Raw genomic sequence first — 22,708 nt, forward strand, 5'->3', positions numbered from 1 at the left:
CCAGACTAGATCGGTGTCACATAGGCGCCGGAGATTCCCCCGTCGACGAGGAAGGTGTTGGCGGTGATGAAGGACGAATCGTCGCTCGCGAGGAAGGCGACCGCGGCGGCGATCTCGTCGGGTTCACCGAAGCGGCCCATCGGGACGTGGACGAGCCGGCGCTGGGCCCGCTCGGGGTCCTTCGCGAACAGCTCGGTCAGCAGCGGCGTGTTCACCGGGCCCGGGCAGAGCGCGTTCACCCGGATCCCCTGCCGAGCGAATTCCACCCCGAGCTCGCGGCTCATCGCCAGCACGCCGCCCTTGGAGGCGGAGTACGAGATCTGGGAGGTCGCCGCGCCCATCACCGCGACGAACGACGCGGTGTTGATGATCGAGCCCTTGTTCTGCCGTTGCATGTAAGGGATTGCGGCCTTGCAGCACAGGTAGACCGAGGTCAGGTTGACCTCCTGGACCTTGCGCCACGCCTCCAGCCCGGTATCCAGGATCGACGCGTCGTCGGGCGGCGAGATGCCCGCGTTGTTGAACGCGATGTCCACGCTGCCGTAGGTGTCGAAGGCCTGCTTGAAGAGGTTCTCCACGGCGGCGGCATCGGTCACGTCGGTCGCGACGAACAGGCCGGCGACCTCGTCCGCGGCCTGTTTGCCGGCGTCCGGATCGAGGTCACCGATCACGACGTGCGCGCCCTCCGCGGCGAGCCGCCGCACCGTGGCCAGACCGATCCCGCTGGCCCCGCCGGTCACCACCGCGACGCGGCCCTCGAGCCGATGCGCCTTGACGTCCATTCAGTCCTCCGTGCTGATGAAGATGTTCTTGGTCTCGGTGAACGCGTTCAGCGCGTCCGGGCCGAGCTCCCGGCCGAGGCCGGACTGCTTGTAACCGCCGAACGGTGTCGAGTACCGCACCGACGAGTTCGAGTTGATCGAGAGGTTGCCGGCCTCGACCCCGCGAGCGACCCGGATCGCCCGACCGACGTCCCGTGTCCAGATCGAGCCGGACAGCCCGTACTCGCTGTCGTTCGCGATCCGCACCGCGTCGGCCTCGTCCTCGAACGGAATCACCGCCACGACCGGCCCGAAGATCTCCTCCCGTGCCGCCCTGTCGCTCGGGGGCGCCAGCACGGTCGGCGGGAACCAGAAACCGGGCCCGGCCGGCGCCGTCCCCTGAAACGCTGGTTCCTGGGTGTACGACGCGACCCGTTCGAGCTGGGCCTTGGAGATCAGCGGCCCCATCTCCGACGCCGGATCACTCGGATCGCCGACCTTGAAGTTCTTCACCGCGGGCTCGAGCAACTCCATGAACCGGTCGTACACCGTGCGTTCCACGAGAATCCGCGACCGCGCGCAACAGTCCTGCCCCGCGTTGTCGAAGACGCCGTACGGCGCCTGCGCTGCCGCCTTCTCCAGGTCCGCGTCCGCGAAGACGACGTTCGCGGACTTGCCGCCCAGCTCGAGCGTCACCCGCTTCACCTGGTCCGCGCATCCGGCCATGATCTGCTTGCCGACCGTGGTGGATCCGGTGAAGACGATCTTGCGGACATCCGGGTGGGTGACGAACCGCTGCCCGACCGTCTTCCCGGGACCGGGGACGACTTCGAACACGCCCGGCGGCAGGCCCGCTTCGAGGGCGAGCTCGCCGAGGCGGATCGCGGTGAGCGGGGTGAGCTCGGCCGGCTTGAGGACGACGGTGTTGCCTGCGGCAAGGGCCGGGGCGAAACCCCAGCCTGCGATGGGCATCGGGAAGTTCCACGGGACGATCACGCCGACCACGCCGAGCGGTTCCTGGAACGTCACATTGATGCCGCCGGCAACAGGAATCTGCTTGCCGAACAGGCGCTCCGGCGCGGCCGCGTAGTACGTCAGGACGTCGCGGACGTTGCCCGCCTCCCAGCGGGCGTTGCCGATCGTGTGGCCGGCGTTCTCGACCTCCACCGCGGCCAGGTTCTCCAGGTCCGCGTCGACCGCGTCGGCGAACCGCCTGAGCAGCCTGCCGCGGTCGGCCGGGTTCACGTTCCGCCAGGTCTCGAAGGCCTTGGCCGCTTTCGCGATCGCGGCGTCGGCCTCGGCCTCGCCGGCGAGCTCGATGGTCCGGATCACCTTCTCGGTGGCCGGGTTGAGTACGTCGTAAGTCATGTGGTGCTCCTGATCAACGCGGTGAACAGCCGCAGGTCCTCTGGGGTCTCTTCCGGATGCCACTGCACGCCGAGTGCGAAGTCCTTGCCCTCCACCTCGGCGGCTTCCACGGTCCCGTCGCCGGCGCGGGCGGTGACCTTCAAGGCCGGCGCGATGACGTCGAGGGCCTGGTGGTGGTAGCAGCTGCCGGTCGCGCTGTCGCCGAGGATCCGCGCGGTGAGTGTGCCGGGCTCGACCTTCACCTCGGTGGCGCCGAAGACCGCGGGCCGCGGTCGGTGCTCGTCGTGGGCGACGACGTCGGGCAGGTGCTGGTGCAAGGTCCCGCCCAGCGCCACGTTCAGCATCTGCAGGCCGCGGCAGATCGCGAGCAGCGGAAGATCCCGGTCGAGAGCCGCTCGGATCAGGACGGTTTCGTGATCGTCCCGCCCTGGCCTGGTGTCGACGGTCTCGGGATGCGGCGTCGCGGCGTACGACGCTGGGTCTACATCGCATCCACCGGCGATGACGAGACCGTCGAGGATCTCGAGCACGGACGGATCGGTGCCGACGGGTGGCAGCAGGAGTGGTGTGCCGCCGGCCGCCGCGACGGCGTCGAGGTAGACCCGCGGAATCAGCGCGGCCTCGCGGTGCCAGATGCCCCAGGTCGCCGGCTCCAGGTACGTCGTGATGCCGATGCGCGGACGTCTAGAGTCGTTCGAAACCACGGACCCGCTCCCAGTCGGTGACGGCGGCGTCGTACGCGTCGAGTTCGACCCGCGCGGCGTTCGCGTAGTGGTCGACCATCTCGTCGCCGAACGCCTCACGCGCCAGCTTCGAGCCGGTGAACAGCGCCGCGGCCTCGCGCAGGGTGGACGGCACGTGATCCTTGTCGGACTCGTACGCGTTGCCTTCGAGCAGCGGCTCGAGTTCCAGCTCGTTCTCGATGCCGTGCAGGCCGGCGGCGATGATCGCGGCGACGGCGAGGTACGGGTTCACATCGCCGCCGGGGAGGCGGTTCTCGACCCGGAGCGAGTCGCCGTGGCCGACCACGCGCAGCGAACAGGTGCGGTTGTCCAGACCCCACGCGATCGCGGTCGGCGCGAAGCTGCCCTTCGCGAATCGCTTGTAGGAGTTGATGTTCGGGGCAAGGAGGTAGGTGAACTCCGACAGGGAGGCGAGCTGTCCCGCGATGAAGTGCTCCATCACCTGCGAGAACCCGTGGTCACGGTCGCCGGCGAGGACGGGATCGCCGTCGGTGGAGCGGAAGCTCAGGTGGATGTGGCAGGAGTTGCCTTCACGTTCGTCGTACTTCGCCATGAACGTGAGGCTCTTGCCGTGCTTCGCGGCGATCTCCTTCGCGCCGGTCTTGTAGATCGAGTGGTTGTCGCAAGTGGTGAGCGCTTCGTCGTACCGGAAGGCGATCTCGTGCTGGCCGAGGTTGCACTCGCCCTTCGCGGACTCGACGTACAGGCCGGCGCCGGTCATGCCGTTGCGGATGTCGCGCAACAGCGGCTCGATCCGGGAGGTGCCGACGAGGGAGTAGTCGACGTTGTACTGGTTCGACGGAGTGAGGCCGGTGTATCGCTTGTTCCAGGCGGTCTCGTACGTGTCGTCGAAGACCATGAACTCGAGCTCGGTCCCGACGTACGCCTTGAGGTTCTTCTCCGCGAGCCGGTCGAGCTGCTTGCGCAGCACCTGCCGCGGCGAGGCGACGACCGGCTGTCCGTCCAGCCACTGCACGTCGCACAACACCATCGCCGTACCTTCGAGCCACGGAACCAGCCGGAGCGTGTCGAGATCGGGCGCCATCACCATGTCGCCGTACCCACGCTCCCACGACGACATCGCGTAGCCGTCCACGGTATTCATGTCCACGTCGACAGCCAGCAAGTAGTTACACCCCTCGGTCCCGTGCTTCAGCACCTCCTCCAGGAAGTACCGAGCCCCACACCGCTTCCCTTGCAACCGCCCCTGCATATCGGTGATCGCGACCAGCACCGTGTCAACCTCACCGGCCTCCACCAGCCCCCGCAACTCCTCCACACCCAACACGGCCACTCCCGGAGTCTATTGGTCTACGTCCAGTCCATTGACTCAACCTGGCGGCTCCGTGTCAATGCCACCTTCATCGCTGGCGGGAGGCCCTGAGTCTCGCGAGGAAGTCGTCCAGAGGTAGCTCAAGCTCGGTCCCGGCGGTAAGCACATCGCTCAGCGTCACCGTCCTGGCGTCGAAGTCGAGCAGAACGTCGACCACGTTGAAGGTGAACTCCCGACGGCCGGTTTCACGACGCGCGGCCTCGGCGAGCAGCGTACGGCGTACATAGTCGTCCGCCTCGTCATCGAAGAAGCGCCTCAGCAGCGCCGGGTTCGTCATCGAAGTCAGCCTGCCACAGGGCGTTGTCGGCGCTCTGGTGCCTTGGCACTCGACGGACACGGAACTGGTTGGCACTTCGCGGGATGGTGGGGAAAATCGGCGGATTCGGCCGCACCGCCCAAGTGGCCCGATTCTGGAGGACCGCTATGCGATCTTTCGTAACCCGTCCCCGCGCCCTGGCCGTTCTGTTGGCCGGTACGGCGCTTGCTTTCAGCCCGTTGGGGGGACAGGCGACTGCTCAGTTGCCTGTCAACCAGACCGGGAACCCGGCGTGTTTCACGCCGGAGAACGGAGCCGCCGCGCGTGGCGGCTTCGGTGCCGACCACCGCGACCTGTCGGTGGCCGAGCAGAAGGCCATCGACGCCAGGACGGCGCAGATCCTGAAGGCCAAGCAGGCCCGTGGACTCGCACCCGCGGCCGGCACGCTGGCCGCGGCAAGCGTCCCGGTCTACGTCCACGTGATGCTGAGCACGTCCGGCGCCGGCGACGTCACCGCGAGCCAGATCGACCAGCAGATCGCCGAGTTGAACCAGGACTACGCGGGTCAGGAGTCGTCGCAGGCCGCGAACACCGGCTTCACGTTCTACCTGGCCGGCACCGACCGCTACAAGAACAACAACTGGCACAACGACCGCCAGAGCACGCAGTACCGGTCACAAACGCGCAAGGGTGGTAAGAACGCCCTGAACATCTGGCTGGTCGACTTCTCGTACCTCGGCATCGCGACGTTCCCGTGGGACTACGCGAGCAACCCGAGCATCGACGGCATCCGGGTCCAGTACAGCTCGCTGCCCGGCGGTTCGGCGACCAATTACAACCTCGGCAAGACCGCGTCCCACGAGGCCGGCCACTGGTTCGGGCTCTACCACACGTTCCAGGGCGGCTGCACGAGCACGAACGACTCGGTGTCCGACACGCCGGCCCAGAGCAGCGCCTCCAGCGGCTGCCCGACCGGTCGGGACTCCTGCTCGCTGCCGGGGCTGGACCCGATCCACAACTACATGGACTACTCCTACGACTCCTGCTACAACCAGTTCACGCCCGGCCAGTCAACCCGCATGAGCAACATGTGGACCGCCTACCGTGCCTGATCGGGGCATGAGACCCGACTGTGACATCTGCACCGTCGGGCAACTAGAGTGCCCGCGATGCGTTTGCTTCTGACGGCCTGCGCGACCACCGCCCTGGTGGCCTCCGGACCTCTGACAGCTGCCGCCGCCGACCAGGGCCCACAAGGCCCGGTCGGCGGCGACCTGCTGACGGCGAAGCCGACGGTGGTCGCCGACGGGGCGGCACCGCCGGCCGTGCAGGCGTCGGCGTACGTCGTGGCCGACCTGGACACCGGTCAGGTACTCGCGGCGAAGGCCCCGCACGCCAAGCTCCGCCCGGCCAGCACGCTCAAGACGCTGACGGCCCTCGTCCTGCTGCCGAGGCTGAAGAAGACCGATCCGGTGATCGGTTCGGACGCCGACGCCGGGATCATCGGTAGCAAGGTCGGTGTGTACCCCGGCCTGCACTACACCGTCGACCTGCTCTTCCAGGGCATGTTCCTGGCCTCCGGGAACGACGCCGTCCACGCGCTCTGCGCCCACGACGAGGGCGGCATCCCCGCGACCATCCAGCGGATGAACGCGAAGGCCAAGGAGATCGGCGCGCTCGACACGCACGTGACCGACCCGACCGGTCTCGACGCCGACGGGCAGTACTCCAGCGCGTACGACCTGGCCCTGTTCGCGCAGGCGGGGCTCGCGCGCCCGGACTTCGCGAAGTACGCGTCGACCAAGTTCACGAACTTCCCGAACGCCGGCAACAAGGGCACGTACCAGGTCGCGAACCAGAACAAACTGCTGTTCAACTACGACGGCGCGCTCGGTGTGAAGACCGGCTACACCACGCTGGCCCGGAACACGTTCGTCGGCGCCGCCCGGCGCAACGGCCACACGCTGGTCGTCACGATGATGAACGCGCCGCACGGCATCACCGAAGACGCCAGCAACCTGCTGACCTGGACATTCACCAACTACAGCAAGCTCAAGCCGGTCGGCACGCTGGTGAAGGCCGAAGGGCCGCCGAAGACCACGACGCAGGGCAAGCCCGCGGACAAGCCCGCTTCGGGCATCGCCCGGCCACAGCGCAGCCGGACGGTCCTGAGCCCCGGCCAGGCCGTCCAGTCCCTCGCCTTCCGCGTCCCCGTCTGGACGTACGCCGGACCGCCCGTCCTGCTCCTCGGCCTCTTCCTCCGCCGACCGCGCACACTCCGCCGGCGCCGTCACTAACGACGTACTGAGCGCACCGCTCGCGTGAACTGGACGGCCACCGTGGTAAGCGTCGCGCCCAGCACCGCACCGGCCGCCACCGCGACCGTGTCCGCCTTCCGCTGCGGGACAGGCACCACCTTGTACCGCTTGCCCGGCGGCCCGAGCAGCAACGGCTCGCGCTCCTTGGACTGCTGAGCCTCCTCGGCCTCCTCGACCGCCTCCGGGCTCTCCGACTCGGTCTTCTCCAGGTCGAGCGTCGCTTCCTTCGTCCACGCCGCGATCAGCATGATCACCCGGGTCATCAGGTAGGTCCACACCAGCAGTGCGAGCGGCAACGCCAGCGCGCCGTACGCCGCGTTCGTGCCGATCACGTGGTTCACGTAGAGGTTGCCGAGCCGCTGCGCGAGATAGAACACGACCCCGCCGGCCAGCGCGGCGATCAGCGCGACCCTCCGCGGCAGGAGGATCCGGGGCAACGCGGTCTGCATGTACAGGAACAGCACGGCGCCCGCGGCGATCCCCAGCACCGCGCTGACCGTGCCCAGGCCGCCGTGCGCCAACCAGGTGTCTTGGAGGTCGGCGGCGTCGACGATCCGCCTCGACAGCCCGGTCAGGATCGACGAGGCGCCGGTGGCGATCACGCCGATCAGGCCGAGGCCGAGCAGCGCACCGAGGTCGACGACCTTGAGCTTGACCACATTGCCGGGCTCGTCGTCGAGCTCGTGCATCGAGCGGATCGAGGCCCGGAGCGAGTCGATCCACCCCAGCCCGGTCAGCAGCAGTGAGATTCCGGACACCAGCCCGATGGTTCCGGCGTGAGCGATCAGGCTGTCGATGTCGATCTTGTCGCCGACGCCCGGCAGGTTCTTCTCGAGAGTCTCCTTCAGGGTCTCGATCGCCTTCTCACCGAGCAGCGGCCCGATGATCGCAGCGGCCAGCACGATCAGCGGGAACAGCGACAGGAACCCGAAGAAGCTCGTCGCGCCGGCCAGCCGGTTGCCGCGCCGGTTGCCGTAGCGCTGCCAGGCCCGCCACAGCTGGCTCCGGCTGAACCGTTTCCAGGCGCGCTTGAGCTGTTTCATGAGTCTCCTGTACCCGCGACGAGGAGGCTCAGCCTGCCAGCGGGAACGACCGCTGCGGCCGCCACACGCCGTCCGTGCCGTGTTCGTAACGACTGAAATACTCGACGTCGAAGGCGCAGTCGTACTCCGAGAGCGCGTCGTACGCGCGGTCGAGGGCGTCCTTGTCCAGGTCGTGCGCGACCGTGACGTGCGGGTGGTACGGGAACCGCAGGTCGATCTGCAGCGGGCCGGAACGCACCTGCGACTGCAGCACCTCGCACGACGAGATGCCCTCGGCCAGCGGCACGAACACCACCGGCGAGATCGGCCGGAACGTCGCCGTACCGCGCAGCCGGATCCGGAACCGCGGGAACCGGGCGGCGACCGCGAGCAGGTGCTCGTCGATCACGCCCAGGTCGGTCGCCTCGATCTCGGTCGGCGGCAGCAGCGTGACGTGGGTGGGGATCGACGCGGCCATCGGATCGCCGAAGTCGGCCCGGAACTTCTGCAGCTCCGAGCCGTACGGCTCCGCGATCGGGATCGCGACACCGATCGTCGTCATCGGCGTCATCGGCGGCCTACCGGCCCTGGGGCGGGCCGGCGACGAAGCCGAGCCGGTCGTAGACCCGGGCCAGGGTCGGCTCGGTGACCGCGCGGGCCCGCTCGGCACCGGCGGCGAGGATCGCGTCGAGCTGCGCCTTGTCGTCGAGGTAGCCGAGCGTCTTCTCCCGGAAGGGCGTGACGAACTCGACCACGACCTCGGCCAGGTCCTTCTTGAAGTCGCCGTACCCGCGGCCGGCGTACTCGTCCTCGAGCTCGCTGATCTTGCGGCCGGTGAGCGCGGAGTAGATCGTCAGCAGGTTCGCGACGCCGGGCTTGTTCTCCTGGTCGAAGATCACGTCGCGGCCGGAGTCGGTGACCGCGGACCGGATCTTCTTCGCGCTGACCTTCGGGTCGTCGAGCAGGTCGATGATGCCGGCCGGGGACGAGCTGGACTTGCTCATCTTGGCGGACGGGTCCTGCAGGTCGGAGATCTTCGCGGTCTCCTTGACGATGTACGGCTCGGGCAGCCGGAACGTCTTGCCGAAGCGGTGGTTGAACCGCTGGGCGAGGTCGCGGGTCAGCTCGAGGTGCTGGCGCTGGTCCTCACCGACCGGGACGCGGTCGGCCTGGTAGATCAGGATGTCCGCGGCCTGCAGGATCGGGTACGTGAACAGGCCGACGGTGGCGCGGTCGGCGCCGCCCTTGGCGGACTTGTCCTTGAACTGCGTCATCCGGCTGGCCTCGCCGAAGCCCGTGATGCAGCCGAGCACCCAGCTCAGCTGGGCGTGCTCGGGCACGTGCGACTGGACGAACAGGGTGGACCGCTCCGGGTCGATACCGGCCGCGAGCAGCTGCGCCGCGGACCGGCGGGTGCGCTCGCGGAGGGCCTTCGGCTCGTACTCCACGGTGATCGCGTGCAGGTCGACGACGCAGTAGAACGCCTCGTGGTCCTCCTGCAGGGCCACCCACTGCCGCACCGCGCCGAGGTAGTTGCCGAAGTGGAAGGAGTCCGCCGTCGGCTGGATCCCGGACAGCACGCGAGGGCGCCGCGGGGAACCGGCTGCGGAGGGGTCAGACGCAGCTTGGGACATACGCCCGATTCTGCCAGCGTCCGTGTCGCGGTCATCAACCGGGCGGTATACCTACCAGGACCACCCTCGGGAGGCCAGTTCCTGTTCCTCCTGCCAGCGCTTCTCTTCGGGTTGTTCGACCTCGGGGTCCGGTACGCCGGCCAGGCGGCACGCCTCGTCCAGGAGGTCGTCGTACGCCGCCTCCAGCGCCATCAGGCGATGAGCCTTCGCGTAGACGTGCGGCGTGGACTCCACCCGGCGGATCTTGGTGGACAACGTGCCGAGCCGGGTCTGCAGCCGGAGCGTGTCGAACGGGTCCGGCGGCGGGATCGGACGCCGGCGGAGACGACCGTGTGCCTGCGCCGTCAGACGCTGCAGCCGGCGCCGCCAGCGAGGCGGCGGCGGGCTCGGGAGCAGGAGGCCGAGCAGGGCGCAGAGCATCAAGAACAGAACCGCTACTCCGAGCCATCCCATGACGCCACCCCTCAGCACGAGAGTACGGCGAGCAGCGCCCGACGGCGATAGGAATATGTCAGTCCCGGTGGTACTTCGTCACGGCGTTGTCCTGTTTGAGCTTGTCCGCGGCGGCCTGGATCCGCGCGGTCCACTCAGACTGCTGCAGCCCGCCGGCCAGGAACTGCCCGGTCGCGGCGGCGGCCGCGTTCGCGAAGTCCGGGTACCAGCTGTCGAAGTACCAGGTGATGATCTGGTCACCGGCCGCCGTCAGCAGGTCGCGGGCGGAGCGGAGCGCCGTACCAATCTCCAGCCCGTCGGCCGCGCCGCGGACGATCGTGAGCTGGTTGGACTCGGAGCTCACTTGCGCCGCGACGTCCTGGGACAGTAGCGCCCGGATGTACTCGAGCCCGCCGGCCTTGTTCTTCGCTTTCTCCGGCACCAGGAACGGCGCGGTCGCCGCCACATGCAGCCCGCTGGCGAGCGCCGGCGACGCATCCAGCGGCGGTACGGCGAACATCGTCAGCCCGAACCGCTGCGGGATCAACCCCTTCATCTCGTTCTCGAGCCAGTTCCCGCACGGCAGCATCCCGGCCTTCGAGGCGAGGAAGCGCTTCTGCGAGCCGATGTGGTCGTACTGCGCGCTACCCGCGGCGATCAGGCCCCGTTTGGCCAGCTCGCCGACCGCGGCGATCGCCCGCGTGACGCTCTCGTCCTTCCAGGCGCCCGCGTCGAGGTTGTCGATCCGTTTCAGCACGTCCGCTCCGCCGGTCTTGGCCGCCAGCGTGAGGACCAACTCGAGGACGTAGTACGGATGGGCGCCGGCGTAGATGAACGGGCCGATTCCGGCCGCCTTCATATCGGTGCCGAGGGCAAGCAAATCCGGCCAGGTGTGCGGGACGTCCCAGCCGTTGGTCTGGAACAGGCTGGCCGAGTACCACAGCCCGTAGACGGTTGCGACGTAGTTGAGCGTCCGCTGCGTTCCGTCGTACCGGCCGATGTCGAGCAGCTCCGACAGCAGTTGGTCCTTGACCTTCGCGGCCTGGTTATCCCAGGACGGCGCATCCAGCAACCGCTGCAGGTCCGTGAGCTGGCCGTCCTTCACCAACCGGCCGAGCTCGAGCTCCTGGTCGCCGGTGCTGAGCACGACGTCTGGCGGGTTGCCCGCGGCGAACCGCGGCAGCAGGGCGTCCGACAGCTGCGGCGTCACCTTCGGCGTGACGACGGCGCTCGGATACTTCCTCCGGTACGCCGCCGCCGCGAACCCGCCGTACTCCTCGCTGGTCACGACATCGAGCGGAGCGTTCGCGTCGACGTCGAACGGGTTCTGAGGGGAGACGGTCCGGGCCGGCGGAGCCGATGAGCAGCCGCTCAGGACCACGCCGGCCAGCGTACCCTGCAGCAATGTCCGCCGTTTCAGCATTTCGGCAGGCTAGTACTTCAGGGTGGCTGCGGTCAGACAGTTCAGGCGGTACGACGGATGCGACCGGCGTACTTCGCCTCGAGGGCATGGTTGTGCTCGTCGCCGCCCGGGATGTTCGCGGACAGGTAGACCGGCGGGGTCTCGCCGGCGTCGGTCATCCGGCGCAGCACCTCGGCGACCAGCATCTGCGCGATCAGAGCGGCGGTGATGGACGAGACCGCGCAGACCTTGCCGCCGCCGTCGGGCAGGTCGAGCACGGAGTCGCCGTACGGCGCGTGGTTGTCGAGCACCACGTCCGCGAAGTCGATCAGCTTCTTACCGGACGGGTGCCGGGAATCCATCCCGCCGGTGTGCTGCAGCGAGGTGATCGCGATCAGCGGGTGGCCCTTCTCCTTCACCACGCTCGCGAGCTCGACGATCGAGCCGTTCACGCCGGAGTTGGAGGCGATCACGAACAGATCGCCCGGGCGCGCCGCGGACAGCTCGTAGAGCTTGCGGGAGTACTTCGGGTCGCGCTCGAGCTCCGCACTGCGCAGCAGCTCCCGCGGTTCGCCGCCGAGCAGGACGAGGTCGCGCAGCGCGATCCGGTTCGTCGCGATCAGGCCGCCGGCGCGGCCGGCGATCTCCATCGCGAGCGCCTCGGAGTGGCCGGAACCGAACGCCTGGATCACGCCGTCGGCGCGCAAGGACTCGGTCATCAGGTCGGCCGCCTGCTGGATCGGACCGTCGATCTGCTCGGTCACCGCGGCCAGAATCGGAGTCAGCGTGTGCACATAAGTCTGCGCACTCACGCCGCTCGTCTCCCCTGATCCCCCGTGCTTGCTGCTGGCCATCAGCGGCCCTACCCCTCGACTAATCTGCTGGTTACGACACTCCGGGTGCCGACAAGTGCGCAAGTTTGCGGTTTGCTGGACAGAACTTTTCTCAACTGGCAGCTAAAGTCAAGGCTCATCCCTGTGATCTCCCCGGATCGGGACCGTCGCGTGAGTTCTTTGTGCTTGTAAAGAGGCTCTTTTGAGCAGTTTGGAGCATTGCGTATGTCGGTCGAACGCCCCCTGCCGGCCGGACCGCTGGTCCTGGGCGGTGACCTCGGTGGCACCTCCACCCGGATCGTGATCGCGGACTCCGAGGGCAACGTGGTCGGTCGCGGTGCCGCCGCGGGCGGAAACCCGACCAGTCATCCCGCCAGCGCGGCCGCCAACTTCGGGCAGGCGCTGCACGCCGCCCTAGCCGGTCTGGACGCGTCCGAGGTCAAGGCCGCCGTGGTCGGCATGGCGGGCGGCTCGGCGCTCGGGCGCCCCGACGTGGCAGCCCAGTTCGACGCCGCCTGGACCGGCGCCGGCCTCACCGTGGCCCCCGACTACATCGGCGATCTCGAGGTCGCCTTCGCCTCGGGTACGCCGGAGCCGGACGGAGTCGTGCTGATCGCGGGCACCGGCAGCAACGTCGGGCTGGTCCGCGATCACCAGCTCGTGCGGACCGTCGGCGGACACGGCTGGCTGCTCGGCGACGAGGGGTCAGGGTTCTGGCTCGGCCGGGAGGCTGTGCGCAGTGTGTTGCAAGCTCTCGACCTTCGCGAGCCGCTCGGCCTCCTCGAACAGGCCGTTGTGCAAGCAGTGCTGCCCGATCGGGACCAGCATTCCGTTGCACACCGTGAAGGGTACGACGCGCTGCGCGACGATCTGGTGAGGACGGTCAACAGCCGGCCACCGGTCCTGCTCGCCGAGTTGGCACCGGCCGTCATCGCGGCGTACGCACAGGACGACAAAACCGCCCGCGCGTTGGTGAAACGCGCAGCCGAGCTGCTCACAGAAACAGTCGCCCGGCTGAAGACAGCCTCGGACCAAGGCCCGATGGTGCTCGCGGGAAGTGTCGCGGGCGAATCGTCTCCGGTCGGCCAACTCATCCGCCAGCACTTCGCCGGCGAAGTCCTGACCGCCCGGGACGGCGTAGGCGGCGCCACCTGGCTGGCCCTCGGCGCCCTCGACCCGACCCTCGCCACCAACGGAAACCACTCCCGGCTGGTCGAACACTGACGAGGTCCTGCGGCCGGCCCACCGCGCCGCGGTGTGATGGGCCGGCCGCAGTACGTCAGTCGAAGACTGAAACCGGGCGGACTTCTACGGCCACGAACTCGGCTTCGGGGATCGTCGCGGCGATCTCCTCGGCGCGTTCCGGACTCTTGACGTCGATGAGGAAGACGCCGGCGAGCTGCTCCTTCGCCTCGGAGTACGGCCCGTCGGTGGTGGCGCGGACACCCTCGCGGACCCGGACGACCCGGGTCTTCGCCGGTGGGTCCAGTGGGACCGCGTTGATCAGTTCGCCGGACTCGTGGATCTCGGTGAGCAGGTTGTTGAGTTGGTCGGTCAGGGCGTCGCGGGCCTTCTTCGGGAGCTTCTTGCCCTCCTCGGTGTTGAGGAACGACGGGTGGCCCCAGGTGATCGGGTTGCTGTGAATCAGCAGCAGGTACTTCATGGTCGGGCATCCTTTCGGGATCTGAAGGGGATCTTCGCAGCAGAGGTCGGACACGATCGGGAGCACTCGACATTTCGGCGATTTAGGGTGAACGGCATGGACGAGATCGACTTCCGCCTGGCCGACGGGCGGATCCTGCACGGGTACGACAGCGCGCCGGGCGACGACGGACGGCTCGCGGTCGTCTGGCACCACGGCACGCCGAACCTGGGTGCCCCACCGCAGCCGCTGTTCGAGGCCAGTGAGCGGTTGGACATCCGCTGGATCTCGTTCGACCGGCCCGGGTACGGCGGATCGAGCGCGGCGCCGGGCCGCACGATGGCGTCGGTCGCGGCCGATCTGACCACGGTCCTGGACACGCTCGGCATCGGCACGTGTGCATTGATGGGGTACTCCGGTGGCGGCTCGTACGCACTCGGCTCGGCCGCAGTCCTCGGCAAGCGGGTCGAGGCGGTCGCTACGTTCGCCGCCATCGCGCCGTACGACGCTCCCGGCCTCGACTGGTACGACGGGATGATCGCCTCCGGCCTCGCCTCACTCCACGCAGCGGCTGCCGGCCGGGCGGAGAAGCTGCAGTACGAAACCTCCGGCGTCGAGTACGACCCGGAGTTCTCGCCCGCGGACATCGCCATGTTCGACGGCCCGTGGAGCTGGCTGGGCTCGGTCGCCGGCCCCCGCTCCATGCCCAACGGCCCCGACGGCCTCGTCGATGACGACTGCTCCTACGTCGTGTCCTGGGGCTGCGACCCGACGAAGATCACCGCGCCGACGCTGCTCGTCCACGGCACCGCCGACGGCATCATCCCCTGCTCACACGGGCACTGGCTGGCCGCCAACCTCCCGACGGCGACCCTCGACCTCCACGAGAACCTCGGCCATATCTCGATCCTCGCCGCCGCCGAACCCGCCCTCACCTGGATCCGGGACCAGACCGGCTGATCAGCGGTTCGCGAGCAGGTGCCGGGTGCGCGGCGGTTCGAGGGCGAGGTCCGCGGCCGCCCGGTAGAGGCTCGCATCCAGACCGGTGATGCGCTCGTTGTGCTGCCGCAGATGTTCGGACCAGGTCGCGACCTCGAACACCTCGACGTACAGGTCGGGCATACTCACGTCGCGGTACACCGCCCACCGGCGCGCACCGGTGCGTTGCCGCGAGACGCCGACCCGGGCCAGCGCCGAGCGGAACTGCTCCGCGTTCTCCGGCGGCACCTGGTACATGACCTCGATCAGGACCGGACCTGCGCGTGGATCGATCTCCGGTTCCGCCTCGCTGAGGATGCCGATCTCCGGCTCGGGCCACGGCTGGACCACGGTTCGGTCGAGCTGCCCGGTCCGGGCGTGGATCGGGATCAGCGGCAGCGAGGCGACACCGAGCAACAGCAGCACGCCCGAGACCAGCAGTGTCGCCGACGCTCCGAGGGCGGCGGCCAGCAGACCCCAGATCAGCGCACCGACACCCTGGCCGCCGAGGAAGACCATCAAATAAACGGCCAGCGCCCGGGCCCGGACCCAGGCCGGCAACGCGAGCTGCAGCGTCGTGTTGAGGGTCGACAACGCGCCCAGCCAGCCGGCTCCGGCCAGTACGAAGATCACGGCAACGACCGTTGCGTTGTGCAACAAAGCGACGGCCAGTACGCCGATCGCGTAGGCAACGGTCGCGCACCCGAGCAGCGTGTTGCGGCCGATGCGTGTTCGCACCGGCTTGAGCACCAAGGCCCCGCCGACCGCACCGAGCCCGAGAGCCGCGAGCAGTACGCCGTACCCCGACGAGCCGAGCCCCAGCCGGTTGACCGCGGCGACAGGTAGCAGGCCCCAGAGCGCGGACGCCGGGAGGACGAAGAGCATCGCCCGCAGCAACACCCGGCGTACTCCGGGCGCGTACACGACGTAGCGGACGCCGGCTCGCAGTGCGGGCACCATCGGCTCGCCCGCCGCTGCCACCGCGTTCGTCCGGTGCCAGCGCAGGAGGGCGACCAGGATCGCCAGGTACGACACCGCGTTGATGGCGAACACCACGGCCGGGCTGGTCAGGCCGAGCACGAAGCCGGCCAACGCAGGACCGATCGCCCGGGCGAGATTCACGTTGAGGCTGTTCAGCGCGGCAGCCTCGGGCAACTCCGCCCGGGGCACCAACTCGGGCTGGATCGCCTGCCAGGCCGGGCTGGTCAGCGCCTGACACGCACCGAGCACGAACGTGATCGCGATCAGCGCGGTCGGCGTCAGCAGGCCGTTGGCGCTCAGCGCCGCCAGTCCGCCCGCGACGACTGCCATCGCCAAGGTGGCTCCGGCGATCAGTCGTCTGCGATCGAGTACGTCGGCCAGCACGCCCGCGGGGAGCGACACGAACAGCACCGGGAGCAGGCTCGCGGCCTGCACGATCGAGGCCAACGCCGCCGCGTTCGGCTGGTGGACCACGGTCCACTGCGCTCCCACGGACTGCATCCAGGTGCCGATGTTCGAACCGAGCTGCGCGATCCACAGCACCCGGAACACGTGGCGGCGCAACGGCGCCCACGCGGACGACGACTGCGCCACGGACACGGCTGCTCCTCGAACCGGCAGATGGGACCGTGCGCATCGTACGGCGACCCGGCCCCACGCGTATTCCAAGCAACAGCTTGACATCTGATTCGGACCGGCGCATATTCCAAGCATGTCTTTGGAGAAGGATCCGCGGCGGTCCCGGTTGCTGAATGATCCGCTGGCGATCCGGGCGATGGCGCACCCGGTGCGGCTGGACCTGCAGTCGCTGCTCGGGCGGGAGGGGCCGATGACCGCGGCCGACGCGGCGCGGCGGCTCGGGATCAGCCAGGCGCTGGCGTCACATCACCTGCGGCAGCTGGCGAAGTACGACTTCGTCGAGCCCGCTCCGGGCAAGGACAACCGCGAGCGGCCGTGGCGGTTGGTGTCGACGTCGCAGTCGTGGCGCGATGCCGTTGCGACACCGGAAGGCGCCGCGGCGGCCGACGTACTCGAGCAGTTGCTGGCCGAGCGGGCGCTCGAGCGGTTGAGCCAGTGGCAGCAGCAACGCCAGACCGAGGACGCGGTCTGGCGGGACAACTCGGGCATCGGCCAGAGCGGGTTCTACCTGACCGCGGACGAGCTGAAGGAGCTCGTCGAGCAGGTCGACGGGTTGCTGCAGCGCTGGGTCGACGAGCGGCCGATCGACGACAAGTCCGTCCGGCCGCCGGGCAGCCGGCACGTCTTGTTCACCCAGATCGTCACGATCTCCCCCGAAGAGTAGAGCGGAGTAGGCAGATGAAGGACTTGTGGGGCGTCCTTGCCCGCCAGCGCGACTACCGCCTGATGCTGAGCGCCGGCCTGATCTCGCTGATCGGCGACTGGCTGCTGCGGACCGGGCTCGCGTTCCAGGTGTACGTGCTGACCGGGTCCACGCTGGCAAGTGGTGGCCTGCTGCTGGCGTCGTTCCTCCCGGCCGTCGTACTCGGCTCGCTGGCCGGCGTCTTCGTCGACCGCTGGAACCAGCGGACCACGATGATCGTGACCAACATCCTCAACGCGGTCGTCCTCCTGCCGCTCATCGCCGTGAACAACGAAAGCAAAATCTGGATCGTGTACGGCGTCGTGCTGGCGCAGAGCTGTCTGCAGCAGTTCTTCCAGCCGGCCGAGCAGTCCCTGGTCCCCGTGCTGGTCAATGACGAGCAACTGGTGACGGCGAACGCACTCAACAGTCAGATCCGCGATCTCGCCCGGCTCATCGGCGCAGCACTCGGCGGCGTCCTCGCAGCTGCAGGCGGATTGACGCTGCTCGCACTCGGCGATGCCGCGACGTTCCTGATCGCAGTCGTGCTGGTCGCCCGGATGCGGCACCGCCAGGTGCGGCCCGAGAACCCGGAGCAGACCGCCGGCGGCGCGATCAAGCGCCTGAAAGAAGAGTGGGCCGAAGGACTGCGGTTGTGCGTCGCAGGTCCGGCGATCCGGCTGTTCTTCGTGTTCTGCATGGTCACCGGCGTCGGCGAAGGCATCATGAGCACGCTGTTCGCGCCGTTCGTCAGCTCCCAGATCGGCGGCGACGGGCAGGTCTACGGCTTGATCGTCTCGTCCCAGGCGGTCGGCGGGATCGTCGGCGGTCTGGTCGCCGCCGCGATCGGCTCGCGCTGGCCGGCCGCCAGGCTGTGGGGCATCGGCGCCCTGGCCTTCGGCCTGATCGACATCACCCTGTTCCTCTACCCGCTGGCGTCGGACAGCGTGATCCCAGCATTCGTCTGCATGATTGTCGTCGGGCTGCCCGGCGCGCTCACGATCGCCGGCATGATGACCGTCTTCCAGAACCTCACCGTCGACGGCACCCGCGGCCGCATCTACGGCGCGGTCGGCGCCGCCGAGAGCGTCGCGGTGCTGATCGGCATCACCGCGGCCGGCTTCCTCGGCGACGCCGTCGGCATCATCCCGGTCCTCGTCTTCCAGGGCCTCGGGTACGTCGTCGGCGGACTGGTCGTGCTTATCCGGCAGCGGGTGCTGGAGACTCGGGCTGTTCCGCTTCCGGTTTGATCCGGTGCAGGCGGACCCGCGCGACCCGGCGGCCGTCCATCTCGGTGACCGTCATCGTGTGGGTGTCGAGGCGGACCTCGTCGCCGGTCGACGGGACCTTCCCGAGCTGGGCGGCGAGGAACCCGCCGACGGTCTCGTAGGGGCCGTCGGGCAGCTCGATCGTGGTGGCGTCGGCGAAATCGTCGAGGTTCAGCAGGCCGTCGACGACGATGTCGCCGCCGCCCAGACGGGTGGTCTCGGCCGCCTCCTCGTCGTACTCGTCCTTGATGTCGCCGATCAGCTCCTCGACCAGGTCCTCGAGCGTGACGATGCCGGCGGTGCCGCCGTACTCGTCGAGGACGATCGCCAGGTGGGTGCTGCGGCGGCGCATCTCGGTCAGCGTCGGCAGCAGCTTCGCGGTGTCCGGCAGCATGAGTACGTCGCGTGCGAGGTCGCCGACCCGCACCGAGCGGGACGCCACCGCGGGGTCGAACAGGTCGCGCACGTGGACGAATCCGACGATGTCGTCGGCCGAGCCGTTCGTCACCGGGTACCGCGAGTGCGGCCGCTCGGCGGCGAACTTGACCGCCTTGTACGCCGGCATCTCGCCGTCGAGGAAGTCCACCTCGGTCCGCGGCAGCATCACCTCGCGCAACTGCCGACTGCCGGCCTCGAAGACGTCGTCGACGATCTTGCGCTCCTCCTCGCCGAGCGACTCGTGCGCCGAGACCAGGTCGCGGAGCTCCTCGTCGGTCATCACCTCGCGGTTCGCGTTCGGGTCGCCGCCGAGCGCACGGACCACCAGGTCGGTCGACCTCGACAGCAGCCAGATCACCGGCCGGGCGCCGGAGGCGATCTTGTCGACCAGCGGCGCGAGGCCGAGCGCGAACGTCTCGGCCCGCTGCAGCGCGAGGCGTTTGGCGGCGAGCTCACCGATGACGATCGAGACGTACGAGATCAGGATCGTGATCAGGACCAGGGCAACGGTATCGGCCAGGCCCTCCGGCAGCCCGAGCTTCTGCAGGTGCGGCGAGAGGCTGTCGGCCAGCGTCGCGCCACCGAAGGCGGCGGACAGGAAGCCCATCAGGGTCACGCCGATCTGCACGGCGGACAGGAACCGGTTCGGGTTGGCGGCGACCTTGGCGACGGTCTCGCCGCGCTTGCCGCGGTGCGACAGCGACTTCAGTTGGCTCTCCCGCAGCGACACGAGGGCCATTTCGGCGGCGGCGAAGACGCCGCCGATCAGCACGAAGACCAGAATCAGAACGATGTTCAGTAGCAGGGTTTCGCTCATGGGTGGGATTTCCTAGCGCCCTCTCGTCAGACCACGAGAGGGCGGGAGTTGGGCGTAGTCGTCCATCTACCAAGACTAGCGGCCGCCCGGGCTACCGTGCTTGTTCGAGTTTGTTGGTTTACGATGATTCCTGGCCGGACGCGTCGTACGGCCGGGAGGGGCACACGATGAAGACACCGCGGGGTGTACGCCGTACCGACACCAAACTGTCGGACGGACGCGAGCTGATCTACTACGACCCCGCCGACACGCCGGTGCGGGTGCCGCTCGAGGACACCCGCGGTCTGTCTGCCCCGCAGCCGCAGGTCGATCTGCGCACCGACCCGCTGACCGGCGACGTCATCACCTACGCCACCCACCGCAACACCCGGACCTACCTGCCGCCCGCGGACGAGTGCCCCCTGGACGCCAGCAAGCCGGGGCGTCCGACCGAGATCCCGGACCACGACTACAACGTGGTCGTTTTCGAGAACCGGTTCCCGTCCTTCGCCGGCCCGGGCCGGACCGAGGTCGTCTGCTTCACCAGCGACCACAACCGCTCGTTCACCGACCTGTCCCAGGGCCAGGCCCGGCTGGTGGTGGACACCTGGGCCGACCGGACCGCCGACCTGAGCGCCCGGCCCGACATCGAGTACGTGTTCCCGTTCGAGAACCGGGGCCGTGAGATCGGCGTCACGCTCAGCCACCCGCACGGCCAGATCTACGCCTACCCGTACATCCCGCCGCGGATGAAGACGCTGCTGGCCCGTGCCCGCGAGCACCAGGAAGTTGCTGGCAGCAACCTGTTCGCCGATGTGCTGACCGCCGAGCGCAAGGAGGGCACGCGGGTCATCGCCGAGAACGGCAACTGGACCGCGTTCGTGCCCGAGGCGGCCCGCTGGCCCGTCGAGGTGCACCTCTACCCGCACCGCCAGGTGTTCGGCATCGACGAGCTGTCGGTCGGCGAGCGCGACGACTTCGCCGAGCTGTACCTCGACGTACTGCAGCGACTCGACGGCCTGTACGGCGAACCGCTGCCCTACATCGCCGCCTGGCATCAGGCCCCGGTGCGGGTCGACCGCGAGCTCGGCTACCTGCACCTGGAGGTGTTGTCGATCCGCCGGGCGAAGGACAAGATCAAGTACCTGGCCGGCTCGGAGTCCGGCATGGGCGCGTTCATCAGCGACACCCGGCCCGAGGACGTGGCCGAGACCCTGCGGAAGGTTGGCCAGTGAGCTTCCAGGATGTTTTCGGTACGGCGCCCGACGGCAGCTGGCGCGCACCGGGGCGGGTCAACCTGATCGGCGAGCACACCGACTACAACGACGGGCTCGTGCTTCCGATCGCCCTGCCGAACCGGATCGTCGTCACCGCGTCGAAGCGCGACGACGGGCGGATCGCGGTCGCTTCGGCCGGGCACAAGGGCATCACCGAGTTCGCGATCGACGACCTGGCTCCGGGATCGGTCGGCGACTGGGCGGCGTACCCGGCCGGCGCGGCCTGGATCCTCCGCGAGTCCGGTTACGCGATCGGCGGCGCGAACCTGCGGTTCGAGTCGGACATCCCCTCCGGCGCGGGCCTGTCCTCGTCCGCGGCCCTGCTCTGCGCGACGCTGGTTGCCCTGCTCGGTCTGCGCGACCTCGAGGTCGACCCCGCCGAGGTCGCCCGGCTCGCACAGAAGGCCGAGAACAAGTACGTCGGTGCGCCGGTCGGACTGATGGACCAGATGGCCTCGATGTGCTGCACCGACGGCCATGCGCTGTTCTTCGACATCCGCGCGATGTCCACCGAGCAGATCCCGTTCAACCCCGCGGCCGACGACCTCGCCTTGCTGGTCGTCGATGTGAAGGCTCCGCACCGGCACGTCGACGGTGAGTACGCCGCGCGCCGGAAGAGCTGTGAGCAGGCGGCAGCCGAGCTCGGCGTACCGGCTCTGCGGTCGATCGCCTTCGAGGACCTCGACGCTGCGCTGGCGCGGTTGTCCGACGACGTCGTACGGCGTCGCGTGCGGCACGTGGTGACCGAGATCCGCCGGGTGGAGGACGCGGTCGCGTTGATGCACGCCGGCAAGCTGCGCGAGGTCGGCCCGCTGTTCACCGCGTCGCACGCGTCGCTGCGCGACGACTTCGAGATCACCGTGCCGGAGCTCGACGTCGCGGTCGACACCGCACTCGAGGCCGGTGCGCTCGGCGCGCGGATGACCGGCGGCGGTTTCGGCGGGTGCATCATCGCGCTGGTGGAGGCGGATGCGTCCGAGTCCGTGCTGGCCGCGATCGAGAAGGCCTTTGCGGAGCACGGTTTCAGCGCACCCAGCGCACTGGCCGCAACACCGTCGGCAGGCGCGTCCCGCGTCAGCTAGCGATGACGAGGTCGCATCCCGTGTCGCGCATGGCCTTGCGGGCGGCGGTCGACAGGCCGTTGTCGGTGACGATGACGTCCAGGTCCGACCAGGTCGCGAACGTGCTCAGCCCGACGGTCCCCCACTTGGTGTGGTCCGCGACCACGACGATCTCGCGGCTGGCGGCGATGAACGACCGGTTGGTCTCGGCCTCCATCAGGTTCGGTGTGCTCAACCCGTGTTCGGCGTCGACACCGTGCGCGCCGATGAACAACAGGTCGAGATGCAACGACGCCAGCGCCGCGGTCGCGATCGGCCCGACGAGCGCGTCCGACGGCGTACGGATGCCGCCGATCAGTACGACGGTGCGGTCGGAGCGCGCGTTGCCGTGGAACACATCGGCGATCCGGGCCGAGTTTGTCACCACGGTGAGGTTCTCCACCCGCAGCAACTGACGAGCCAGCGCGTACGTCGTCGTACCGGCGCCGATGCCGATGGCACTGTCCGGCTGGACCCTGGTCGCCGCTTCGGCCGCGATCGCCTGCTTGGCCGCGGACTCCTGCGTCAGCTTGGCGTCGAAGCCCGGCTCGTGGGCGCTGCGCAGTCCGACCGAGGTCGCACCGCCGTGCACCTTGTGCAGCAGGCCGCTGGAGTCCAGGGCGTCCAGATCACGCCGGATCGTCATGTCCGAGACACCGAACCGATCGACCAGCTCGGCCACGGTGATCGCGCCGCGACTGTTGACTTCGGCAACGATCGTGGCCTGTCGCTGAGCGGCCAGCTGCCCACCCCGGCCGCGTGGCGGCTCTGCTCCGGCTGCGTTCACAGCTCACAGCCTAATCTC

At 68.9% G+C, this 22,708-nt stretch carries 23 protein-coding genes; 8 read left to right on the top strand and 15 right to left on the bottom strand.

Annotated features, from left to right (window positions below):
* Positions 1-5: 5 nt before the first annotated feature.
* From EV653_RS20490 to EV653_RS20510, 5 genes are all read right to left on the bottom strand, one after another.
* Positions 6-782 (bottom strand): 3-oxoacyl-ACP reductase, encoded by a 777-nt coding sequence (locus tag EV653_RS20490; protein WP_134105337.1) that lies wholly within the window; start codon positions 780-782, stop codon positions 6-8.
* Positions 783-2,129: an aldehyde dehydrogenase family protein gene (locus tag EV653_RS20495; RefSeq protein ID WP_134105338.1), complete on the bottom strand. Its 1,347-nt coding sequence runs from the start codon at positions 2,127-2,129 to the stop codon at positions 783-785.
* Positions 2,126-2,833: a gamma-glutamyl-gamma-aminobutyrate hydrolase family protein gene (locus tag EV653_RS20500; protein ID WP_134105339.1), complete on the bottom strand. Its 708-nt coding sequence runs from the start codon at positions 2,831-2,833 to the stop codon at positions 2,126-2,128. Before EV653_RS20500 ends, EV653_RS20495 begins: the two co-directional genes overlap by 4 nt.
* Entirely contained in the window at positions 2,814-4,166 is a 1,353-nt protein-coding gene (locus EV653_RS20505) for a glutamine synthetase family protein (RefSeq protein WP_238159918.1), read from the bottom strand. The genes EV653_RS20500 and EV653_RS20505 overlap by 20 nt, the downstream gene beginning before the upstream one ends.
* A gap of 67 nt (positions 4,167-4,233) precedes the next feature.
* Positions 4,234-4,482 (bottom strand): hypothetical protein, encoded by a 249-nt coding sequence (locus tag EV653_RS20510; RefSeq protein WP_134105340.1) that lies wholly within the window; start codon positions 4,480-4,482, stop codon positions 4,234-4,236.
* Positions 4,483-4,628: 146 nt separating this feature from the next.
* Between EV653_RS20510 and EV653_RS20515 the strand changes: the two genes are divergently transcribed.
* Together EV653_RS20515 and EV653_RS20520 are read left to right on the top strand one after the other, a co-directional pair.
* The gene (locus tag EV653_RS20515; RefSeq protein WP_134105341.1) at positions 4,629-5,573 is read left to right on the top strand and encodes a zinc metalloprotease; all 945 of its coding nucleotides are present in this window, start codon (positions 4,629-4,631) and stop codon (positions 5,571-5,573) included.
* A gap of 57 nt (positions 5,574-5,630) precedes the next feature.
* The gene (locus EV653_RS20520) at positions 5,631-6,758 is read left to right on the top strand and encodes a D-alanyl-D-alanine carboxypeptidase family protein (protein WP_134105342.1); all 1,128 of its coding nucleotides are present in this window, start codon (positions 5,631-5,633) and stop codon (positions 6,756-6,758) included.
* On the opposite strand, the gene EV653_RS20525 is transcribed toward EV653_RS20520, so the two are convergent.
* Genes EV653_RS20525 through EV653_RS20550 form a run of 6 tightly spaced genes read right to left on the bottom strand, consistent with a single transcriptional unit; the run spans position 6,755 to position 12,081 of the window.
* The gene (locus EV653_RS20525; RefSeq protein WP_134105343.1) at positions 6,755-7,822 is read right to left on the bottom strand and encodes a YihY/virulence factor BrkB family protein; all 1,068 of its coding nucleotides are present in this window, start codon (positions 7,820-7,822) and stop codon (positions 6,755-6,757) included. The two genes, EV653_RS20520 and EV653_RS20525, sit on opposite strands and share 4 nt — an antisense overlap.
* 28 nt (positions 7,823-7,850) lie before the next feature.
* Complete coding sequence (locus EV653_RS20530) at positions 7,851-8,363, bottom strand: 2'-5' RNA ligase family protein (protein WP_134105344.1); 513 nt, start codon at positions 8,361-8,363, stop codon at positions 7,851-7,853.
* A gap of 16 nt (positions 8,364-8,379) precedes the next feature.
* A complete protein-coding gene (gene trpS / locus EV653_RS20535; protein WP_134105345.1) occupies positions 8,380-9,435 on the bottom strand; it encodes a tryptophan--tRNA ligase in 1,056 nt (351 codons plus the stop codon).
* Between the two features lie 51 nt (positions 9,436-9,486).
* Entirely contained in the window at positions 9,487-9,888 is a 402-nt protein-coding gene (locus EV653_RS20540; protein WP_166679501.1) for a hypothetical protein, read from the bottom strand.
* Between the two features lie 58 nt (positions 9,889-9,946).
* Positions 9,947-11,290 (bottom strand): N-acetylglucosamine/diacetylchitobiose ABC transporter substrate-binding protein, encoded by a 1,344-nt coding sequence (gene ngcE / locus EV653_RS20545; RefSeq protein ID WP_134105346.1) that lies wholly within the window; start codon positions 11,288-11,290, stop codon positions 9,947-9,949.
* 41 nt (positions 11,291-11,331) lie between these two features.
* Positions 11,332-12,081, bottom strand: a complete 750-nt coding sequence (locus EV653_RS20550) for a sugar isomerase domain-containing protein (protein WP_238159919.1) — start codon at positions 12,079-12,081, stop codon at positions 11,332-11,334.
* 246 nt (positions 12,082-12,327) lie between these two features.
* Between EV653_RS20550 and EV653_RS20555 the strand changes: the two genes are divergently transcribed.
* On the top strand, positions 12,328-13,326 hold the full coding sequence (locus EV653_RS20555; RefSeq protein ID WP_134105348.1) for an N-acetylglucosamine kinase: 999 nt from the start codon (positions 12,328-12,330) through the stop codon (positions 13,324-13,326).
* Positions 13,327-13,381: 55 nt separating this feature from the next.
* On the opposite strand, the gene EV653_RS20560 is transcribed toward EV653_RS20555, so the two are convergent.
* Entirely contained in the window at positions 13,382-13,765 is a 384-nt protein-coding gene (locus EV653_RS20560; RefSeq protein ID WP_134105349.1) for a YciI family protein, read from the bottom strand.
* Positions 13,766-13,861: 96 nt separating this feature from the next.
* Here EV653_RS20560 and EV653_RS20565 point away from each other — a divergent pair, with 96 nt between their 5' ends.
* Complete coding sequence (locus EV653_RS20565; RefSeq protein ID WP_134105350.1) at positions 13,862-14,704, top strand: alpha/beta fold hydrolase; 843 nt, start codon at positions 13,862-13,864, stop codon at positions 14,702-14,704.
* Here EV653_RS20565 and EV653_RS20570 read toward each other — a convergent pair whose 3' ends face one another.
* A complete protein-coding gene (locus tag EV653_RS20570) occupies positions 14,705-16,303 on the bottom strand; it encodes an MFS transporter (RefSeq protein ID WP_202871758.1) in 1,599 nt (532 codons plus the stop codon). It abuts the gene before it with no gap.
* Positions 16,304-16,415: 112 nt separating this feature from the next.
* On the opposite strand from EV653_RS20570, the gene EV653_RS20575 reads away from it, so the two are divergent.
* The gene (locus EV653_RS20575; protein WP_134105352.1) at positions 16,416-17,006 is read left to right on the top strand and encodes a helix-turn-helix domain-containing protein; all 591 of its coding nucleotides are present in this window, start codon (positions 16,416-16,418) and stop codon (positions 17,004-17,006) included.
* Between the two features lie 14 nt (positions 17,007-17,020).
* On the top strand, positions 17,021-18,274 hold the full coding sequence (locus EV653_RS20580) for an MFS transporter (protein ID WP_134105353.1): 1,254 nt from the start codon (positions 17,021-17,023) through the stop codon (positions 18,272-18,274).
* Here EV653_RS20580 and EV653_RS20585 read toward each other — a convergent pair.
* Positions 18,225-19,547 (bottom strand): hemolysin family protein, encoded by a 1,323-nt coding sequence (locus EV653_RS20585; protein ID WP_134105354.1) that lies wholly within the window; start codon positions 19,545-19,547, stop codon positions 18,225-18,227. The genes EV653_RS20580 and EV653_RS20585 overlap by 50 nt on opposite strands.
* A 167-nt stretch (positions 19,548-19,714) precedes the next feature.
* On the opposite strand from EV653_RS20585, the gene galT reads away from it, so the two are divergent.
* Together galT and galK are read left to right on the top strand one after the other, a co-directional pair.
* The gene (gene galT, locus EV653_RS20590; RefSeq protein WP_134105355.1) at positions 19,715-20,761 is read left to right on the top strand and encodes a galactose-1-phosphate uridylyltransferase; all 1,047 of its coding nucleotides are present in this window, start codon (positions 19,715-19,717) and stop codon (positions 20,759-20,761) included.
* Positions 20,758-21,885, top strand: a complete 1,128-nt coding sequence (gene galK / locus EV653_RS20595) for a galactokinase (RefSeq protein WP_134105356.1) — start codon at positions 20,758-20,760, stop codon at positions 21,883-21,885. Before galT ends, galK begins: the two co-directional genes overlap by 4 nt.
* On the opposite strand, the gene EV653_RS20600 is transcribed toward galK, so the two are convergent.
* Positions 21,878-22,690 (bottom strand): DeoR/GlpR family DNA-binding transcription regulator, encoded by an 813-nt coding sequence (locus EV653_RS20600; protein ID WP_134105357.1) that lies wholly within the window; start codon positions 22,688-22,690, stop codon positions 21,878-21,880. The genes galK and EV653_RS20600 overlap by 8 nt on opposite strands.
* Positions 22,691-22,708: the final 18 nt, after the last annotated feature.

The sequence above is a fragment of the Kribbella pratensis genome (genome assembly GCF_004365355.1).
Lineage (GTDB): Bacteria > Actinomycetota > Actinomycetes > Propionibacteriales > Kribbellaceae > Kribbella.

Excerpts from the sequence above, each read along its gene's own strand:
- EV653_RS20490 (WP_134105337.1), bottom strand. The coding sequence starts at position 782 with ATGGACGTCAAGGCGCATCGGCTCGAGGGCCGCGTCGCGGTGGTGACC.
- EV653_RS20495 (WP_134105338.1), bottom strand. The coding sequence starts at position 2,129 with ATGACTTACGACGTACTCAACCCGGCCACCGAGAAGGTGATCCGGACC.
- EV653_RS20510 (WP_134105340.1), bottom strand. The coding sequence starts at position 4,482 with ATGACGAACCCGGCGCTGCTGAGGCGCTTCTTCGATGACGAGGCGGAC.
- EV653_RS20515 (WP_134105341.1), top strand. The coding sequence starts at position 4,629 with ATGCGATCTTTCGTAACCCGTCCCCGCGCCCTGGCCGTTCTGTTGGCC.
- EV653_RS20520 (WP_134105342.1), top strand. The coding sequence starts at position 5,631 with ATGCGTTTGCTTCTGACGGCCTGCGCGACCACCGCCCTGGTGGCCTCC.
- EV653_RS20525 (WP_134105343.1), bottom strand. The coding sequence starts at position 7,822 with ATGAAACAGCTCAAGCGCGCCTGGAAACGGTTCAGCCGGAGCCAGCTG.
- EV653_RS20530 (WP_134105344.1), bottom strand. The coding sequence starts at position 8,363 with ATGACGACGATCGGTGTCGCGATCCCGATCGCGGAGCCGTACGGCTCG.
- trpS (WP_134105345.1), bottom strand. The coding sequence starts at position 9,435 with ATGTCCCAAGCTGCGTCTGACCCCTCCGCAGCCGGTTCCCCGCGGCGC.
- EV653_RS20540 (WP_166679501.1), bottom strand. The coding sequence starts at position 9,888 with ATGGGATGGCTCGGAGTAGCGGTTCTGTTCTTGATGCTCTGCGCCCTG.
- ngcE (WP_134105346.1), bottom strand. The coding sequence starts at position 11,290 with ATGCTGAAACGGCGGACATTGCTGCAGGGTACGCTGGCCGGCGTGGTC.
- EV653_RS20555 (WP_134105348.1), top strand. The coding sequence starts at position 12,328 with ATGTCGGTCGAACGCCCCCTGCCGGCCGGACCGCTGGTCCTGGGCGGT.
- EV653_RS20560 (WP_134105349.1), bottom strand. The coding sequence starts at position 13,765 with ATGAAGTACCTGCTGCTGATTCACAGCAACCCGATCACCTGGGGCCAC.
- EV653_RS20565 (WP_134105350.1), top strand. The coding sequence starts at position 13,862 with ATGGACGAGATCGACTTCCGCCTGGCCGACGGGCGGATCCTGCACGGG.
- EV653_RS20575 (WP_134105352.1), top strand. The coding sequence starts at position 16,416 with ATGTCTTTGGAGAAGGATCCGCGGCGGTCCCGGTTGCTGAATGATCCG.
- EV653_RS20580 (WP_134105353.1), top strand. The coding sequence starts at position 17,021 with ATGAAGGACTTGTGGGGCGTCCTTGCCCGCCAGCGCGACTACCGCCTG.
- EV653_RS20585 (WP_134105354.1), bottom strand. The coding sequence starts at position 19,547 with ATGAGCGAAACCCTGCTACTGAACATCGTTCTGATTCTGGTCTTCGTG.
- galT (WP_134105355.1), top strand. The coding sequence starts at position 19,715 with ATGAAGACACCGCGGGGTGTACGCCGTACCGACACCAAACTGTCGGAC.